At 36.7% G+C, this 17837-nt stretch carries 14 protein-coding genes; 13 read left to right on the forward strand and 1 reads right to left on the reverse strand.

Features of this window, described 5'->3' with window-relative positions:
* Window positions 1-15 precede the first annotated feature (15 nt).
* The 7 genes from BT156_RS02520 to BT156_RS02550 are packed head-to-tail and all read left to right on the forward strand — an operon-like array spanning window position 16 to window position 10804.
* Window positions 16-4251: a type I polyketide synthase gene (locus BT156_RS02520; RefSeq protein WP_072406865.1), complete on the forward strand. Its 4236-nt coding sequence runs from the start codon at window positions 16-18 to the stop codon at window positions 4249-4251.
* Window positions 4239-4538, forward strand: a complete 300-nt coding sequence (locus BT156_RS02525) for an acyl carrier protein (RefSeq protein ID WP_072406867.1) — start codon at window positions 4239-4241, stop codon at window positions 4536-4538. The genes BT156_RS02520 and BT156_RS02525 overlap by 13 nt, the downstream gene beginning before the upstream one ends.
* Window positions 4529-5320: an alpha/beta fold hydrolase gene (locus tag BT156_RS02530; RefSeq protein ID WP_072406869.1), complete on the forward strand. Its 792-nt coding sequence runs from the start codon at window positions 4529-4531 to the stop codon at window positions 5318-5320. Before BT156_RS02525 ends, BT156_RS02530 begins: the two co-directional genes overlap by 10 nt.
* Window positions 5313-7709 carry a glycosyltransferase gene (locus tag BT156_RS02535; protein WP_072406871.1) on the forward strand — a complete coding sequence of 799 codons (2397 nt, stop codon included), beginning with the start codon at window positions 5313-5315 and terminating at the stop codon, window positions 7707-7709. The genes BT156_RS02530 and BT156_RS02535 overlap by 8 nt, the downstream gene beginning before the upstream one ends.
* 4 nt (window positions 7710-7713) lie before the next feature.
* A complete protein-coding gene (locus tag BT156_RS02540; protein WP_072406873.1) occupies window positions 7714-8982 on the forward strand; it encodes a condensation domain-containing protein in 1269 nt (422 codons plus the stop codon).
* Window positions 8979-10226, forward strand: coding sequence for a condensation domain-containing protein (locus BT156_RS02545; RefSeq protein WP_139255393.1), 1248 nt, complete (start codon window positions 8979-8981; stop codon window positions 10224-10226). Before BT156_RS02540 ends, BT156_RS02545 begins: the two co-directional genes overlap by 4 nt.
* On the forward strand, window positions 10223-10804 hold the full coding sequence (locus BT156_RS02550; RefSeq protein WP_072406877.1) for a hypothetical protein: 582 nt from the start codon (window positions 10223-10225) through the stop codon (window positions 10802-10804). The genes BT156_RS02545 and BT156_RS02550 overlap by 4 nt, the downstream gene beginning before the upstream one ends.
* Before the next feature lie 33 nt (window positions 10805-10837).
* Here BT156_RS02550 and BT156_RS02555 read toward each other — a convergent pair whose 3' ends face one another.
* The gene (locus BT156_RS02555; protein ID WP_072406879.1) at window positions 10838-11110 is read right to left on the reverse strand and encodes a bacteriocin-like protein; all 273 of its coding nucleotides are present in this window, start codon (window positions 11108-11110) and stop codon (window positions 10838-10840) included.
* 500 nt (window positions 11111-11610) lie between these two features.
* On the opposite strand from BT156_RS02555, the gene BT156_RS02560 reads away from it, so the two are divergent.
* The 6 genes from BT156_RS02560 (at window position 11611) to BT156_RS02585 (ending at window position 17835) form a co-directional block, all read left to right on the forward strand.
* Window positions 11611-12084, forward strand: coding sequence for a Dps family protein (locus BT156_RS02560; protein WP_072406881.1), 474 nt, complete (start codon window positions 11611-11613; stop codon window positions 12082-12084).
* Between the two features lie 66 nt (window positions 12085-12150).
* The gene (locus BT156_RS02565) at window positions 12151-12846 is read left to right on the forward strand and encodes a LytR/AlgR family response regulator transcription factor (RefSeq protein ID WP_072406883.1); all 696 of its coding nucleotides are present in this window, start codon (window positions 12151-12153) and stop codon (window positions 12844-12846) included.
* Between the two features lie 85 nt (window positions 12847-12931).
* On the forward strand, window positions 12932-15118 hold the full coding sequence (locus tag BT156_RS02570) for a hybrid sensor histidine kinase/response regulator (protein ID WP_228429938.1): 2187 nt from the start codon (window positions 12932-12934) through the stop codon (window positions 15116-15118).
* Between the two features lie 50 nt (window positions 15119-15168).
* Entirely contained in the window at window positions 15169-15720 is a 552-nt protein-coding gene (locus BT156_RS02575; protein ID WP_072406887.1) for an antibiotic biosynthesis monooxygenase, read from the forward strand.
* Window positions 15721-16047: 327 nt separating this feature from the next.
* The gene (locus BT156_RS02580) at window positions 16048-17094 is read left to right on the forward strand and encodes a cupin domain-containing protein (RefSeq protein ID WP_072406889.1); all 1047 of its coding nucleotides are present in this window, start codon (window positions 16048-16050) and stop codon (window positions 17092-17094) included.
* A gap of 27 nt (window positions 17095-17121) precedes the next feature.
* The gene (locus tag BT156_RS02585; protein ID WP_072406891.1) at window positions 17122-17835 is read left to right on the forward strand and encodes a YoaK family protein; all 714 of its coding nucleotides are present in this window, start codon (window positions 17122-17124) and stop codon (window positions 17833-17835) included.
* The last annotated feature ends 2 nt before the right edge of the window (window positions 17836-17837 follow it).

The following is a 17837-nucleotide window of genomic DNA, read 5'->3' on the forward strand; positions in this document are numbered from 1 at the left end:
CTGTAGAAAATAAGTATGAAAAAAACAGATGTTGCTGTAATTGGTTTGTCTTGCGTCTTTCCGGGGGCGCAGGACGCCGACACTTTTTGGCAGAATATTGTCAATAAAGTAGATTCTACCCAACTGGCTCCAGCCGACCGAATTGATCCTGTTCATTTTAGCAATACCACAAATCCGGTTGACCGTTTTTATTGCCAGCGTGGCGGATTTATTTCTGATTATGAATTCGATCCCACCGCTTTCGGTATTTTACCTTTGGCGGTTGAAGGAACAGAACCCGATCATTTATTAACGCTTGATCTGGTTCAAAAAGCCTTAGACGATGCAGGAATATTTAAGAAAAACATTTCGCTCGAAAAAACTGGAATCATCATTGGAAAAGGAAACTACACCGGACCGGGCGCAACTCGTGCCATCGAAATTGTTAGAACCGGAGAGCAAATTTCCTCTTTATTAAAGGAATTGCTACCCGAAGTTTCTTCCGCCGATATTGAAAAAGTAAAGCATGCTTTTCAGGAAAGAAAAGGACGTTTTGCAGCCGATACCGCAATGGGATTAATTCCTAATCTTGTTGCATCTTTAGTTGCTAACCGATTCAATTTGGGTGGAGTTGCATTTACCGTAGATGCCGCTTGTGCAAGTGCCTTAATTGCAGTAGATCACGCGGTACAGGAGCTTCAAAGAGGAAGATCTGATATCATGATTGCAGGTGGAGTTCATACCGGACAAAACGCTGCTTTCTGGAGTATTTTCGCACAGTTAGGAGCATTATCTCATCAACAAAAAATTAAGCCTTTCAGCAATGATGCAGATGGTTTATTAATTGGTGAAGGTTGCGGTTTTGTGGTCTTAAAAAGATTGGAGGATGCCATTCGTGATCAGGATAAAATCTATGCCGTTATCAAAGGAATCGGTGTAAGCAGTGATGGAAACGGAACAAGCGTAATGAGTCCTTCTGTAAAAGGTCAGTTAAAAGCTTTACAACAAGCTTGGGCAAATGCAGATTTAGACGAAAACCAAATCGGTTATATTGAGGCTCACGGAACAGGAACTCCGCTTGGCGACAAGACAGAATTGCAGACTTTAGCTCAGTTTTTCGGAAAAGAAGAAAATGCTAAAATCGCAGGAATCGGTTCTGTAAAATCGAATATCGGTCACGCCATGCCCGCTGCAGGAATTGCAGGGTTGATAAAAACTTGTCTCGCGCTTCATAACGATACATTACCACCGACTTTATATTGCGAAAATCCGACTTCGGAGATGCAGAATACCAGATTCGAACCTGTACAGGAGGCAAAAAACTGGTCAAAAACAGGGTTGCCAAAAGTAGCAGCAGTCAATGCTTTCGGATTCGGAGGAATTAATGCACATGTGGTTTTGGAAGGGTATGATATGCCTAAAAAAGAAAAAGTTCTCATCTTAGCCAGACCAACACACGAAGAATTATTATCTGCTTTACAAAATAACGACACGACTTTAGGAGAAGGAGATTATCGTATTGCCCTATTCGATCCGACTCCTGCAAGAATTGAAAAAGCCATTAAAATCGTTGCTAAAAATAATCCTTGGCGCAACAAACAGGATATTTGGTACACCAACGCTCCTCTGTTGCAGAATGGAGAAAAAGTAGCCTTCGTTTTTCCTGGATTAGACGGTTTGGCGAAAGGTGAAGTAGAAAGTGTAAGCCGTTATTTCAACATCATCGCACCGATTGAAACGGAAGGTGAAGGATTATTAAATGATGCTTTAAATATTTTCAACAATTGCAGTATTCTTGATAATTCATTAAAAAAATTAGGAATTATACCGGATATGAATGCAGGTCACAGCTTAGGTGAATGGTTGGCAGGCTACTCTTCTGAATTAGCAGAAGTAAATTCTGTAAAAGCTTTAATTGATGTTTTAAATCCTGAAACTTTTGAATTAAAAGATTCAAAATTCATCGCCATCGGAGCCGGAATTGAAACCATAAAACCTATTATAGAAGAAATTTCAAACGTTTATATCTCGAATGACAATTGCCCGAATCAGGTGATTCTTTGCGGAAGTAATTTGGCTTTGGATGAATTGGTTCCTGTATTAAAATCAAAACAGATATTTCATCAAATTTTGCCGTTCCAGTCTGGTTTTCACTCCCCTTTTATCGCCGATAAACTGGATGTGATTTTAGCCGGAATGGAAAAAGCACAATTTCAAAAAACAAAAATCCCATTGTGGTCTGCAACGACATTGGAGCCTTATCCATCTGATCAGGATGCCATTAGAAAACTGAGTGCGGAACATCTTGTTGAACCCGTTCGTTTCCGTGAACTGACAGATAAATTGTATGAAGAAGACGCAAGATTTTTCATACAAGTCGGAACAGGCGGATTGATTGGATTTATTGATGATACATTGAAAGGAAAAGCATTCAGTACAATTGCGTCAAGCGTCCCTACTCGTTCTGCACTGGCTCAATTTCAACGTGTGGTTGCTGCGCTATTCGTGGAAGGAAAAGTGGTTGCGTTGGACTTTTTGGATATTCAAGCCTCATCAAGAAAACCATCCGGAAAAAATATGAAACTGGAATTAGGTTCACCAATTGTGCGTGATTTTGCAGCCATTAAAACTTTAGCGAAATCTATCAATACTTCAAAGCAAAAAATGACTGCAGCAGTTGCAAAATCAGGCCATCCGCTTGTTCAGGCATTTCAGGAGAACATTTCGGATATGATTAAAATGCAGGAGGAAGTTTTAACGTTATTCCAAGACCGTCCGAAAGTTTCGATTCCGAATGTGGTTATACCAAAAGTCCAGGCTCCGATAAGCAAGAATTTTGAGAAAACATTATACGTGACATTGGAAACCCACCCTTACCTCATCGACCACAGCTTATTGAGACAACCGAAAGGCTGGCATGAAGTTGCCGATATGGAACCCGTGATTCCGATGACCATGATTTTTGAACAACTGGCGGAAATCGCACAACAGGAAATTGAGGGAAGCCAAATTCATAAAATCATGAATGTAAGCGTTTTTCAATGGATGAATGTGGCAAAACCTTTCGAAAAAACAGTAAAAGGAGAATGGAAATCCACCAATCACGCTTATTTAGATATTGAAAATTTTGCGAATGCAGAGGTTTTATTGACCTCAACTACAAGACCGAATCCAACCTTCAATCTTTCCATCGGAGAAATATTACCCATCGAAAGAACTCCGGAAGAAGTGTATGATATGCATATGTTTCACGGTGAAAAATATCAGGGAATTACGGAGATTTCAAAAGTAGGAACGAAAGGAATTATCGGAAAAATCAAAGGAAACGGAGGGAAAGGTTCATTGCTAGATAACGCAGGTCAATTATTTGGACTTTGGTTGCAATTAACGTTAACAAAAGACAGAATTGCCTTCCCGGTAAAAATCAAAGACATTGAATTTTTCGGAGATCTACACGATCAGGACGGCATGTTTGAATGTACCTGCAGTCTGACTGAAATGAATGACGAATTTGCAATCGGAGATATTCTTTTAACCAAAAACGGAAAAGTATGGTGCAAAATTTCAGGGTGGCAAAACCGCCGTCTGGAAATCGATGCGGCGCTGTGGAATGTTTCGATGTCGCCTTTGCACAACCGTCTTTCTGAGGAAATTGCTCCCGAAGTATTTTTCTTCCATCAGGCGTATTCAAGAGTGGCGTCGTGGGATTTTATCCTGAAACGTTATTTCAATCAAACCGAAAAACAGCATCATCAAACATTACTTCCAAACAAAAGAAAAAGCTATATGGTAAGCCGTGTTGCGGTGAAAGATGCGGTGAGAAATCTTCTTAAAAAGGAAAGAAATCACGCTTGCTTCCCCATCACTTTTGAAGTTGGTAAAGATGAGGTCGGAAAACCTTATTTAATCGGAGATTCAACAAAAGACATTCATATTTCTTTAGCACATAAAGGAAAAGATGCCGTCGGAATTGCACAAACCGGAAAATCAGTCGGGATCGACATGGAAATCATTGAAGAACGAAGCTCAGGATTCTACGATTTGGTCTTTACAGATAACGAATTAGTATTATTAAAAGACAAAAATCAGGCAGAATGGACCACTCGTTTTTGGGTAGCAAAAGAAGCGTACGGAAAGTTTTTGGGAACAGGATTGAAAGGAAATCCAAAAAACTTCGAAGTAGAGAAAATAACAGACGATTCTTTATGGATCAGTCAAACAGAAATCAAAACAATTAAACATAAAAATTATATCATAGGATGGACACTATAAACACTACAGAAAAATTAAATCACGAAGAATTATTCACTCTTTTAAAAGGTTTCATCACGGAAGTTATCGGCGAAGAATTTGTAGAAGAAATGGACATTACTCCTGAAAGTTCTTTCACAAAAGATCTGGAAATGGACAGCATCGAAATCGTCTCTTTTTCCGAGAAAATTAAAGCGCATTTTGGGGAACAAATCGATTTCACGGGATGGCTGTCTTCAATGGATCTGGACGAATTGATCAACCTTGATTTAAGTATGATTATCAATTACATCTACGAATGCCAATAATCTCTGTAAACGATAAAAAGGTTCATATTCAGGAACTCAACAAAGGGGCTGAACAAACTGTGGTAATGATCCACGGTATGTTCAGCAACCTTTCCATTTATTATTTTAATATTGCTCCGATTCTGGCAAAACATTTCCATGTTGTGATGTTTGATTTAAAAAGTCACGGCATGAGCGAACGTTTTACAGACGGTTACGATTTAGAAAATATGTCTTCCGATGTCTTGGTTTTGATGGATGCTTTAAATATAAAAAAGGCACATCTTGTCGGCTATAGTTTTGGAGGGTTGATTGCTTTAAAAACAGCTTTAAAAGATCCCAATCGCATTAAGCAATTGGTGGTTATTGAAGCCCCGGATCCTCAGGACGAAAAAGCCAGAGGTATTATCGAAGAATACAGCAAAGAGTTTCTGGAACATTATGTCGCCAATTTTACCGATACCACAAAAGTACAGATGGGAAAAAGGCAGATGGAAAAAAATCATCGTATGTATGAGTTTTTGTTTAATCAGACCACGATTAAAGCGGATATGATTAAAGAAAAACATTTCCTGAGCGAAGTCGATTTTTCTGAATTAAAACCTTCAACATTGCTAATGTATGGCGCAAATTCCAACTGCAGACCTACAGGAGAATGGCTGAATGAACAAATCGGACAAGCTGATTTAGAATTAATTCCAGGAGATCACAACATCCCGATTCAGGAACCTGTTTTGATTGCAGAAACTATTGCCCATTTTTTATCAAAATCATTAAAAACCTTATCACAAAACCATGGCTAAATTTGTATTTGTAGTTCCACCATTGACAGGTCATGTGAACCCTACACTAAGTATCGGTGCCACTCTTCTGGAAAGAGGACATCAGGTTGCATGGATAAGTCTTGACCAAAATTTAACCTATAAACTTCCGGAAGGCGGAGAATTATTATTGATTCAATACGACCAGACCGACGAAGAAAAAAGAGACAGCGAAAACTATCTCGATATCATTTCTAAAAAAGTTGTCTACGGAATCGACAGCATCAAATTTCTTTACGAAGATGTTTTGATTCCTCTAAACAGATATTGCTATAATGGAATTATTCCTTTGTTAAAAGAATATCAACCCGATTTGGTGATTGGCGATCATCAGTTATTTGCGGCTTCTATTGCTGCAAAAAAATTACGTTTGCCTTATGCTACAACAGTTACTGCTCCCGCTGCCATCAAAATTATGAGTGAACTTCCAAAAGTTCATGAGTGGGAAGAAAAGCAGATTGTTGCATTACAGCAGGAATTAGGCGTTGAAGAAAATCATGCATTAGATTGTTCCGATTTATTGACATTGGTTTTAACGTCACAATATTTCTTTGGAGAAATGGATCTAACTTCCAACTACCAATTCACAGGGCCGGTTCTTACAGAGCGTCGTATTTCCAGTGAATTTGACTGGGAAAAATTCAATGCTAATTCAAGAAAAAAGATTTTGGTAAGCATCGGAACGACTTTCGATCACGAGCATAAAAAAGCATTTTTCCAAAAAGTGGTTGATGCTTTTAAAGATGAAAATTTAACCGTAGTTGTCGTTTCAGACCCTCAACTTTTCGAGCAATGGCCGGAAAATTTTATGGTGTATCAGCAAGTTCCTCAGTTGGATTTGTTACCTCATCTTGACGGTGTTGTTTCTCACGGCGGTCACAATACGGTTTCCGAAGCATTATCAAATGGTTTGCCTTTGGTCGTGATTCCGATTGCTTATGATCAATCGCATGTTGCGGGGCGTGTTGTGCGTACAGGAGCGGGTGAACGTCTTAATTTTAACAGATTTAAAGCGCATCATTTAAACGAAGCCGTACAAAATATTTTAACCAATCCTGAATATAAAAAAGCTGCAGAAATTGTCCGCGAATCTTTTGCTGAAGCCGGAGGAAGCGCAACAGCAGCCAATTTACTGGAAAATGCCATCACAAACTCAACTATGGAAAAACCGAAGTCAAAATTTTTATTTGTTATTCCTCCGTTTTTTGGACATATCAGTCCGACATTGAGCGTTGGAGCGAGTTTAATTGCGCGTGGTCATGAAGTAAAATGGTTCGGAATCACGCCTTTAGACAACAAACATATTCCGGAAGGCGGAAGTTATTTTTACCCTGAGCAAGATTTAATTCCATATCAGGATGAAATTGCCAGGATTTTAAAAAGACAGGATGATGGCCCCGCCTGTTCAGGACCTGAAGTGATGAAACTTGCTTTGGAAGAAACCTATGTCCCTTTCGCTAAAATGATGATGCCCGGACTGGAAACACTTACAAAAGAATGGCGACCCGATGTTATCGTCAACGACTGTATCACTTTCGGAGGAGCGCTTTTTGCTCATAAAAACAATATTCCGTGTGTGACGACAACACCAGTTCCACCCGATGTGATGGGCGATACCGAAAACAGTGCCCAAAAAATATTTGAATGGCAACAGAATTTAATTAAAGAACTTCAAAAAGAAGTTGGAATCGATGATGACGGAATTTTCATTCATTCCCATCATTTGAATTTAATATTTACCTCTCAGAAATTTGCTGATTTTGATGAGGTTCCAACGCATATGAAATTTGTAGGACCTGTAAAAGGTCGTCCGAATCCTGCGCCTTTTGATTGGGATAAATTGAACGCTTCGACAACACCAAAAATATTTGTTTCATTAGGAACGCTTTTAGTAGATATTCGAAAAGCATTTTTCGAAAAAGTAATTGCGGCTTTTGCAGATCAGCCTGTAACCGTAATTGCCGCTACTCCACCGGAAATTTTTGAAGAATGGCCTTCGAACTTTATTGTGAGCAGTTTTGTTCCGCAATCTGCCTTAATGCCACACATGGATGCCGTGATTTGTCATGGTGGTTTTAATACCGTGAATGATACATTTACCAACGGATTACCGATGTTGATCACGCCAATTGCTTACGATCATTTTCATATTGCAAAACTAATTGAAAAAGCAGGTTGCGGAATCAGTATCAGATATAAAAGATTACGTGTAGATGCGCTTCGCCAGACTGTTTTTGAATTATTGGAAAATCCGACTTACAGAAATGCTGCAAAAGAAGTTCAATCGAGCTTGATCAATGCAGGCGGAAACGACCGTGCGGTAGAATTACTGGAGAATTTTATAGAACAATCAACCTTAGTTCCTGTGTAAGCTTATGAAAAGAAGATTGTTATTTGGAGAACGAATGTTGCTTGGGGACGGAACAGAACCTTTCAACACCGTTATTCCGTTCAGATTAAAGGGTACATTTAGCCTGAAAGACATTCAGCATGCTCTGAATCAGCTTCAGGTAAAACATCCTTGGTTAAAGGCTGTAATTAAACTTGATGAAAAAAATATTCCCTGGTTTGAGGTTTCAGAAAAAGCAAAAATCCCGATCCGAATCCTAGCCCAAAAAGGCGAAAATGATTGGTTCGAAGAATCTAAAAATGAGTGGTACAAAATGTTTAATTACAAAGAACAGCCACTCATCAGATTTGTATGGATCAAAGGAGACGAAACTTCAGATATGATGTTTGTATTCCACCATTGCTTATGTGATGGTGGTTCTGCCTTGTCTCTATTGGATGAGTTTTTGAAATTACTGGATAATCCGACTTATGATATTGGGTTGGAAAATCCAATTTTAGGCATTCAGGATGTTGTTCCGAGTAAAATTTTATCTAATCGCGGACAGCAATTCAAGGCAAAAGTGATCGGAAGATTGGCTGCTACAGTGATCAAATATATTCCTGTCAGTAAAAAATCCATTGACCGACAAAGCGATTATTTAATTAATTGGAAATTCGATCAAGAAACAAGTAAGGAATTAATTTCTTATTGTAAATCTCAAAAAGTTACTGTTAATACGTTTTTATGCGCAACAGTTTTAAAAGCATTTGAAAAAATCAGGAAAGAAAAAGCCTTCAATAAAGTTTCGTGTCCGGTTGATATCAGGCGTTTTGCCAATCAGATCAAGTCGGATCATATTTTCGCTTTTGGATTAATGATTGTGGTTTCTTTAAACAAAAAATTCGGTTTTGAAGAAAATTTAAAGCTGATGCAGGAAGCTGTCGAGAAAAAAACATCAAAGCTTAATCCGTACATCACAATGATGGTGATGGAATCTGCTCACGATGCATTAACAAACTTCACTAAATTATTAAAAAACGGAAAATCTTCCAACGATTGCATGTTTTCTAATTTGGGACGTATTCAGATCGCTCATCAATACAAAGATTTTTCATTGGAAAATATTTTCAGTCCGTCCGTGATTGGGCCTTTGGGAAACACAACGACAATAGTTACCTCAACTTTCCGAGGGGAAATGAATTTTTCTTTCATGGGAAGTGAGGGTTATTTGCCTTATTCGGACGCTTTGGCAATTCGTGATGAGGTGACTAAGATGGTTAAACAACAAATAGAATCTTTAGCCGTATCATGATGAAACGAAAACTAATGTTGGTAGAAAGAATCATGTATGTTGATTCTGAAACTCCTCTAAATTTGGTATTTACTGCAAAAATCAACGGTGAAATCTCGGAAGATAGTTTTAAAATTGCCTTAGATAAAATTCAGCGAAAACATCCTTTGTTAAGAGTTTCAATTGATCATAAAAGTGCAAAATATCCTTTTTTTATTGAAGAAAAAGAGATTGCGCCCATTCCACTTCGAATTGTAGAAAGAAAAACGGATCAAGACTGGCTTTCGGAATCAGAAAATGAATGGTACAGACTTTTTGAAGACAACAAAAAACCAATGGCTCAGCTCGTTTGGGTAAAAGGTGAAAATACATCCGAAATTCTTTGGGTAATACCTCACTGTCTTTGTGACGGAACAACGGGCGTTACATTGATTCGCGAACTTTTAGCTTTATTAGACAATCCTTCCATTGAATTAAATTCTTACGAAAGCTTTGATTCTGTTAATGATTTTCTGCCTACCGATTTTAATTTAAAAAAGAAGAAACGAAAAGCCAAATTTTATTTAATGATGGCAAAACTGTTCTTTTTAATTCAATCGAAAAGCAAAAACAGGAATCACGGAAAAAATTATGCACTTCACCGAAAACTGGATGCCATTGTTTCAAAACAAATAGTTGAAAAATGCAAAGCGAATAAAATTTCTGTTCATGCTTTGTTGTGTTCGGCTTTTATGCAGGCTTTTAAAGAGGTTCAGGGTAAAAATGCGAAAGGAAAAGTAATCAGTCCGGTGGATGTTCGCCATTTTATTCCGGAAATTAAGCAGGATCATATTTTTGCGTTTGCTCCGACTGTTGAACTGTCATTAAAAAAAGGAAATCAGGATATATTGGAAAACTCCAGACACATCAAAACAGAACTTCTTGAAAAAATTGAAAAGATGGATGCAAGAGAACTGTTGTGGATGGGCGAAAACATGCATCCCGTTGTTGAGCGTATGATTTCTATGCTAAAATCAAGCAAAGGCGGGCATGATATTACCTTATCCAACATGGGAAGAATTGATATTCCGAATGCGTATAAAAATTTTAAAGTTGAAACCATTTTCAGTCCGACGGTTGCTTTCCCTTGGCTGAACTCAAACACTTTGGTCGCAACAACTTATAATCAGGAAATGGATTTCACCTTCATGTCTAATGAGAATTTTCTTCCAAAAGAAGAAGCGATAAAAATTAAAGATAAAGCTATTGAACTGTTGACTTCATGAAATTTAAAATAAAAAAGACCCAACCGAAACCTATCAAAAAAACCACGCTGAATCGCTTTCTCAGGAAGCGGATGATCATTTATGTTCTTCCAAATATGTTTTTTAATTTTATAATTGCTTATGCGAGTTTTAATGAATTGGGATACACTCATTTTTTTGCAGGAACGCAATGTCTGGCTCGGCTCACTTTACCAATGGCTATTTTTTTACCCGTTGTTCTTACGATAGACATCATTAAAAGAGTAACTGATGCCGCTAGTCAAAATGCTATTGAATTCGCAGTGGATGATCAACTTAATTTAAAAAAAATGATAGCCAAACTAAGTATTTTGCATGGTATAATTACCGGATCATTGGTATTGTCAGGTTTGCTTTTTGCACAACTGATATTATCTGAATATTATAAGCTCGATGCTGCTGCGATGGCAATTGTTGTTGGGATTTTGGCTGGTTTACTCTCTATTCTGTTCACCTATCTTCCAATTATAAAGTTAAAAAGACATTTGTATAAACCTATGCATATTATTTCTTCTGATATGACTGAAAAAAATTTTAACCCAATAAAAAAACCGCTCTAAAAAAGAGCGGCATACCTTATAATACAGACTATCTTAACAAGTAGATCCGCAAGCAAGAAGTTGAATGTGAATTACACCATTAACCGCACACTGTACTTGACATAATGTACCGCTAACAACGCCACCTAAACCACCTACTGCGCCACCAATAGCACCACCTAGACCGCCAACAACACCACCGACACCGCCTACTGCACCACCAATCGCGCCACCTAGGCCACCTACTAGTCCACCGATGTTATCAAGTAGTCCGTTACCAGAAATTGTTTTCAATTCGTTTCTGTTTAATTTTTTTAAGTTTTTCATGAATTAAATATTTATTTGATTAATACTTCACGAATATATGAATAATTACAATAATCTTAAATAATTTTAAAAAAAAATAATTAAATATTTTTATTATTTAATATTCGATTAACATAATTGATTATTAATACATATTCAATTCCAATCCTAATCATTTCATTTAATGAATATTAACTAAATTTTAAGAATAATAAAATACTTTTCCACAATATGAATTTGTTCACATAATTATTTCTGAAAACAAAACCATAAGCACTTTTTTTCATTTTATTACTACCTTTAAGACTCTTTTTATAAGAATATACCTCTATTTTACATCTACGATTCATAAATTATTAGTTTAACTATATTTTTCATAGTCCTAATTCAAAGAATTTTCCATTTTATTCACCGACTGTTTTTGCCCGTTCACCGAAAAGGAAACAATTTCAGAAAGATTCTTACAGATCTTTACATCATAAAACAAGCACTATTGCTTAAAACTTTAAACCTTAATTATTATGAAAGCAAAAATTGGCATCACAGAAAAAAACACAGAAGCAGTTGCTGAACAATTGGCAAAATTATTAGCTGATGAATTTGTATTGTACACAAAAACAAGAAATGCACACTGGAATGTAACGGGCGATAATTTTCACGCCATGCATATCTTCTTCGAAAATCAATACAAACAATTAGACGAGTTGATTGACAGTGTTGCTGAACGCATGCGTAAAATCGGGCATTACGCTCCTGCAACAATGAAACTCTATTTGGAACTTACCCACCTTACAGAATACAGCGACAGAACAAATGACGGTTTAGGCTTCATGAAAGATCTATTGAGTGATCACGAAAGTATCATTGAATTTCTCCGCGGAAATATCACCCCTTTTGCAGAAGAATACAAAGATTTCGGAACCAGCGATTTTATTACAGGCCTGATGGAAACTCATGAAGAAATGGCCTGGATGATCCGTTCATATTTCAGGTAAAATTAAAAGCCAAAGTAAAAAATAAAAAGGAATAAGTATATTTGTGTAAACTATAAACTTACTATCATGAAAGCTTTGATCGTTGATGACAATGATATAGCAAGAACTACTTTGGCTCATTTGGCAAAACAGATTCCGGATCTTACCATCGTAAAAGAATACTCTAATGCTGTTGAAGCTTACCATTATTTACAGGCAAATCCGGTAGATCTGATATTTTTGGATATCGAAATGCCTGAAATGACGGGAATTGAATTAACGAAAACTCTTTCAGGCAGAGATACCATCATCATTTTCACTTCTTCAAACAAAGAATATGCTTTGGAGGCTTTTGAACTGAATATTGCCGATTACATCTTAAAACCTATCACTCCCGCAAGATTTTTGCAGGCTATGAGCAAGGCGCAGGCTATTTTTGACAGTAAAAAAGAGAATGTTCAGGTGAATAAAGATGAGTTTTTATTCGTCAGAGATTCAAATATCACAAGACGTTTAAAGCTGGATGATATTTTTTATGCAGAAGCAATGGGTGATTACGTAAAATTTTACACCAAAGAAAAAATGTTTGCCATACACGGAACCATGAAATCTGCGGAAGACCGCTTACCCAAAGATCATTTTATAAGAGTTCATCGCTCTTATATTATTGCAGTAGGTAAAATTGACACCCTTCAGGATGGCGGAATCATGATCAACGGTAAATTTATTCCCGTGGCCGATGCTTACCGAAAAGCTCTCAATACAAGAATGAATGTATTTTAACACTCTTTGATTCTGAATTCTAATTTAGATTGAATAAGCCATCAATCGTTATTACTATTTACTTATGATCAATACATTTTCTATAATGGGAAACAAACGATTTAGCTATTTTATAATTCTTACATTTATTGCAGGGACTCTGTTATTGATAGCCGTTCAGATCAATTCAGCTAAAAATACGAAAGCGCTTATTCAGAATAACAACACGCTTCTCAACGAGCTGCGTTCCAGCAATCATTTAAGAGAAATAGACCGTGATATTCTGGGTGTGGAAAGCAGAATACGGGCTTCTATCGCAACCAATGACACCACGCATCTGGAAGGTATCAATCAGAAAATCAATCAAATTGAAAATTTTCTCGATTCTCTTTCAAAAGACAATACAGATGCCGAAGAAGAGCGTTTGATACACAGACTCAGCGTTCTTGCAATGGAGAAAAAAACGACCAAGGAGAAATTATTACACCGATATCTTTCTTTGGGAAACATGAATGATAATACGTCTATTGCCAATCCGCGTGCAAGATTAATTTCCAACGAAATCACAACAATTACAGCAAAAATCTACGAAAGTCGTCAGTTACATATGGTTGAACTCAGTAAACGAAGCGAAGAAATGGGAAGAAAGGCCAGACTTTACGATATTTCTTTATTGATTTTATTGATATTGAGTGGCGCTGTTGCCGGTTATCACATACTTCGTCAGTTTAAAAGACAACAATTATTGATAGAAGATTTAGATATTGCAGAAAAGAAAGCTTCCGTCGCTGCGCAGACTAAAGAAAATTTCTTGGCCAATATGAGCCACGAAATACGGACTCCGTTAAGCGGGATTTTAGGCTTTACCAATTTATTGCAAAAAAGACCTTTGGATGAGACTTCTACAGAATTTGTATCATCAATTCAGCGGTCGGGAGAAAATTTAATGGCCATCATTAATGACATTCTTGATTTATCTAAAATTGAAGCAGGAATGATGCGCATCACACCCGGAACCTTCAGTATTAACGGATTGGTAAATTCTGTAGAAACATTTTTCCTTGAGCGCGCAAAAGAAAAAGAACTGACGATTTCCAGCAAAGTAGATCCATCAATTCCGGATACGCTGACGGGAGATGCAACAAGGCTTACCCAAATTTTAGTCAATCTCATTGGTAATGCAATAAAATTTACCCATCATGGAAAAGTACACATTGATGTTTACAAAAAATCTCAGACGGAAACCGAAATTGTCCTTGGATTTAAAATTTCAGATACCGGAATAGGAATCGATAAAGAGAAATTGAGCGAAGTTTTTGAAAGATTTAATCAAGGAGAAGAATCTACCACAAGAAACTATGGCGGGACAGGTTTAGGTCTGTCTATTGTTAAAAAATTGATATTGTTACAAAATGGTGACATCAATGTAGAGAGCGAACAGGGAAAAGGAACAACTTTCAGTTTCTACATTCCTTACGGTATTTCGGAGGAACAGCTTAACACAATAGCTACTGTTAATACTGACTATTTTAAAGATAAATCAAATGTGCCTCTGCGTATTTTAGTGGTTGATGACAATACGATCAATCAAAGTCTGATGAAACATCTTTTATTACAATGGAATATTGATTTTGATATTGTATCTAATGGTCTGGAAGCCATTCAACAGCTTATTAATCAAACTTATGATTTGGTTTTGATGGATATTCAGATGCCTCAGATGGACGGTTATGCTGCAACCCAACAAATCCGTGAAGTTCTGAAATTAGATGTTCCGATCATCGCAATGACTGCACATGCACTTGCCGGCGAAAGAGAAAAATGCCTGAGCAGGGGGATGAATGAGTACATTTCCAAACCTATAAAAGAGGAAGAACTTTTTAAATTAATCTCAAACTTTGGATTAGAAGAAATTCCCCAAACAGAAATGAAAACTGAGAAGATAATTCCAAATTTTAAATACATAGATCTAACGTATATGCAGTCCATAAGCGGCGGCGATACAACTTTTGAAAAAACCGTTACGCAGCAGTTTATCGACACTATTCCGCAACATTTGCGACAGCTCGTGACAGCTTATCAGAATAATGAATTTACAACGGTAAAACTCAGAGCGCACGATCTTAAATCCAGCACAGCTATTATGGGAATTCTCCCTTTAATAGAAGAAAAACTGAATATTCTGGAAATGGCTACAGAACAAAATGCAACATTGCAACAGGCTTTGGAAGAGGTAAAAAATATTATCGATTTAGCACTTGACGAAACGAAAATTTTCGCAGAATCATTATAAAATCAAATTTTTTGGATTAATTTATTTCAATCATCAAAAACAAAATCATTATGGAAAACCAAGGTGCATCAGTTGTGATTACCCATCATATTTTGGATGGTAAGCAGAAAGAATATGAAAATTGGTTAAAGGAAATCGTTCCGCTGACCAAACATTCCGAAGGTTTTATTGATCATCAGATCGTACGTCCTATTCCCGATTTAACCTTTGTTTATACTGTAATTATTCGATTTGACACCATCACAAATCTTAAAAAATGGATGGAATCTGATGACAGAAAAAAATTGATTGAAAAAGCAAATCCTCTATTCAGGAAAAATGATAACTATCAAATAAAATCAGGATTAGATTTTCTATTTAATGCTGAAAATGAAGGAAATAAAATCCCCGTTCGATGGAAACAATTTCTCGCAACTTGGTCAGCAATTTATCCTTTGTCTATTATCATCCCATTAATTTTAATACCATTATTGAGGTTTTTAAAAATTCCTGCAAATCATTATTTTGATGCATTGATCAATTCAGGAATCATTGTTTTTATGATGGTATTTGTTGTAATGCCTAATTATACAAAATTGATAAAAAAATGGCTGTATAAATAATTGAAAATCATATAAATTGAAAATCATAATCACTGGGAAGTCTCAGTGATTTTTTGTTGTTATAGAGAATATAAAATCTTAATCTAGATTTTTAGTTGAGAATCATGGAAAATGATCAACTTGATGTATTTAGTATTTGCCTATAAATCAATCCGGATTTCATTTTTTAATTTTAAACCATAAACTAGATTCATCATCTACTCCTTTTAAATTCTCACCGACTCATTTTGCCTTTTCACCGAATGACTCTTCAAAACCTGATGATTCCTCAGTAGCTTTACAATAGAAATAAAGACAAACACTAATTAATCAATAAAAACTACTGTTATGAAAAACGAATCATTAAGTTTCAGATATGAACTAGAGAAAAAAGAGCCTCGCACCAATGACGGTGGAACCACAAGAGGAGCTTCTGTGACAGATTTTCCTGCTTCTATAGGTATTGCGGGAGTTTCTATGAGATTACAGCCGGGAAGCATGAGAGAATTGCACTGGCATGCCAACGCTGCAGAATGGGCTTACGTGATTTCAGGAACTGTTCGTACAACGATCATTCATCCGGACGGGCACAGCTATATTGATAATTTTGAACCGGGTGATGTTTGGTATTTTCCAAAAGGTTACGGGCACTCAATACAGGCAACGGGAACAGAAGAATGTCATTTCATTTTAATTTTTGACAATGGTAATTTTTCTGAAGACCATACATTCAGTGTTACAGATTTTGTATCATGCATGCCACCGGAAATCGTTGCTCAAAATTTAGGATTAACCCTTGAAGAAGTTGCCGCATTACCTCAAAAAGAAGCTTATTTCGCAGCAGGAATTGTTCCCGATGAATTATCGTTTAACGCAACCGCCCGTACGCAAGAATCAGATATACAGCTAACCAGTTTTCATCGTTATCCTTTGCATGCACAACAACCGAGAATCGTTCCCGGAGGTGGTTTACAAAGATTGGTTACCAGCAAAGAATTTCCTATCAGCAGTACGATGTCGGGTTCAATTATAGAATTACAGCCGGGTGCTTTAAGAGAAATGCACTGGCATCCCAACGCGGACGAATGGCAATATTATATTTCCGGACAGACAGAAATGTCGGTTTTCTTAGCAGAAAGTACGGTAGTAACTGAAGAATTTAATGCAGGTGATGTTGGTTACGTGCCGATGGGAGCCGGACATTATATCAAAAATACAGGAGATACGGTTTGTAAAATTTTAATTGGATTTAACAGCGGAACGTATCAGTCCATTGATTTAAGCGAGTGGTTGGCAGGAAACCCGAAAGATGTAGTAATCACTAATTTTGGATTGAAAGAAGGCGAAATAGAAAAATTCCCAACGGAGAAGGTTTTTATTCAGTCTAAAAAGTAAGCACTTTCTATTTAAATCTATCATTAAATGGATAAGCCTTTAGCTTCAGAAAGCATTTCTTTTTCAGCTAACCAGATCAGGATACAGGAAAGATTAGCCATATTTCTTGCTTTTATTGCAGGATACATCGATGCCACAGGTCTTATCAAATGGAAAACATACGTGTCTTTTATGAGCGGAAACACCACGCAGTTAGGCACCTCACTTTCTACCGATAAATATGGAATTATCATCACATCGTTTACGGTTATTGCCTGTTTTCTATTGGGAATTTATGCGGGAACCTGTTTATCACTATGTAAAAGAATTAAGAACCAAATATTAACATTTCATATAGTTTCCGGAATTTTGATTTTCTATACAATAATTGCTTATTTTTATAATATCAATACTATTTCCTCTATTGCAATTATAGGATTTTCAATGGGAATTATGAATACGATCGTAACTTCTGTCGGGAACCAGAAAGTAAATACAGATTTTGTAACCGGAACATTAAATAGCTTAGCAAGAAACACCGCAATGTTGAGTATGACCAATAACAAAACAGAAAGAAAACAATATAAAGCCAACGCTATCCATCTTTTATTGCTTTGGATCGGCTTTTTATCCGGTGCATTTACAGCTCCTTTCCTACTCTCTTTTTTGGGAAATTGGTCTTTTGGTTTTCCTGCGATTTTATTACTGATTTGTGGATCATGGATTTCAGTTTTCAATATTAAACTTAACACACACACTTAAAA

The sequence above is a fragment of the Chryseobacterium limigenitum genome (assembly GCF_900114875.1).
Taxonomy (GTDB): domain Bacteria; phylum Bacteroidota; class Bacteroidia; order Flavobacteriales; family Weeksellaceae; genus Chryseobacterium; species Chryseobacterium limigenitum.

Coding starts and splice junctions, on each gene's coding strand:
- BT156_RS02520 (WP_072406865.1), top strand. CDS start 16: ATGAAAAAAACAGATGTTGCTGTAATTGGTTTGTCTTGCGTCTTTCCG.
- BT156_RS02565 (WP_072406883.1), top strand. CDS start 12,151: ATGAAAGCTTTGATCGTTGATGACAATGATATAGCAAGAACTACTTTG.
- BT156_RS02585 (WP_072406891.1), top strand. CDS start 17,122: ATGGATAAGCCTTTAGCTTCAGAAAGCATTTCTTTTTCAGCTAACCAG.
- BT156_RS02560 (WP_072406881.1), top strand. CDS start 11,611: ATGAAAGCAAAAATTGGCATCACAGAAAAAAACACAGAAGCAGTTGCT.
- BT156_RS02525 (WP_072406867.1), top strand. CDS start 4,239: ATGGACACTATAAACACTACAGAAAAATTAAATCACGAAGAATTATTC.
- BT156_RS02550 (WP_072406877.1), top strand. CDS start 10,223: ATGAAATTTAAAATAAAAAAGACCCAACCGAAACCTATCAAAAAAACC.
- BT156_RS02545 (WP_139255393.1), top strand. CDS start 8,979: ATGATGAAACGAAAACTAATGTTGGTAGAAAGAATCATGTATGTTGAT.
- BT156_RS02540 (WP_072406873.1), top strand. CDS start 7,714: ATGAAAAGAAGATTGTTATTTGGAGAACGAATGTTGCTTGGGGACGGA.
- BT156_RS02580 (WP_072406889.1), top strand. CDS start 16,048: ATGAAAAACGAATCATTAAGTTTCAGATATGAACTAGAGAAAAAAGAG.
- BT156_RS02555 (WP_072406879.1), bottom strand. CDS start 11,110: ATGAAAAACTTAAAAAAATTAAACAGAAACGAATTGAAAACAATTTCT.
- BT156_RS02530 (WP_072406869.1), top strand. CDS start 4,529: ATGCCAATAATCTCTGTAAACGATAAAAAGGTTCATATTCAGGAACTC.
- BT156_RS02570 (WP_228429938.1), top strand. CDS start 12,932: ATGGGAAACAAACGATTTAGCTATTTTATAATTCTTACATTTATTGCA.
- BT156_RS02535 (WP_072406871.1), top strand. CDS start 5,313: ATGGCTAAATTTGTATTTGTAGTTCCACCATTGACAGGTCATGTGAAC.
- BT156_RS02575 (WP_072406887.1), top strand. CDS start 15,169: ATGGAAAACCAAGGTGCATCAGTTGTGATTACCCATCATATTTTGGAT.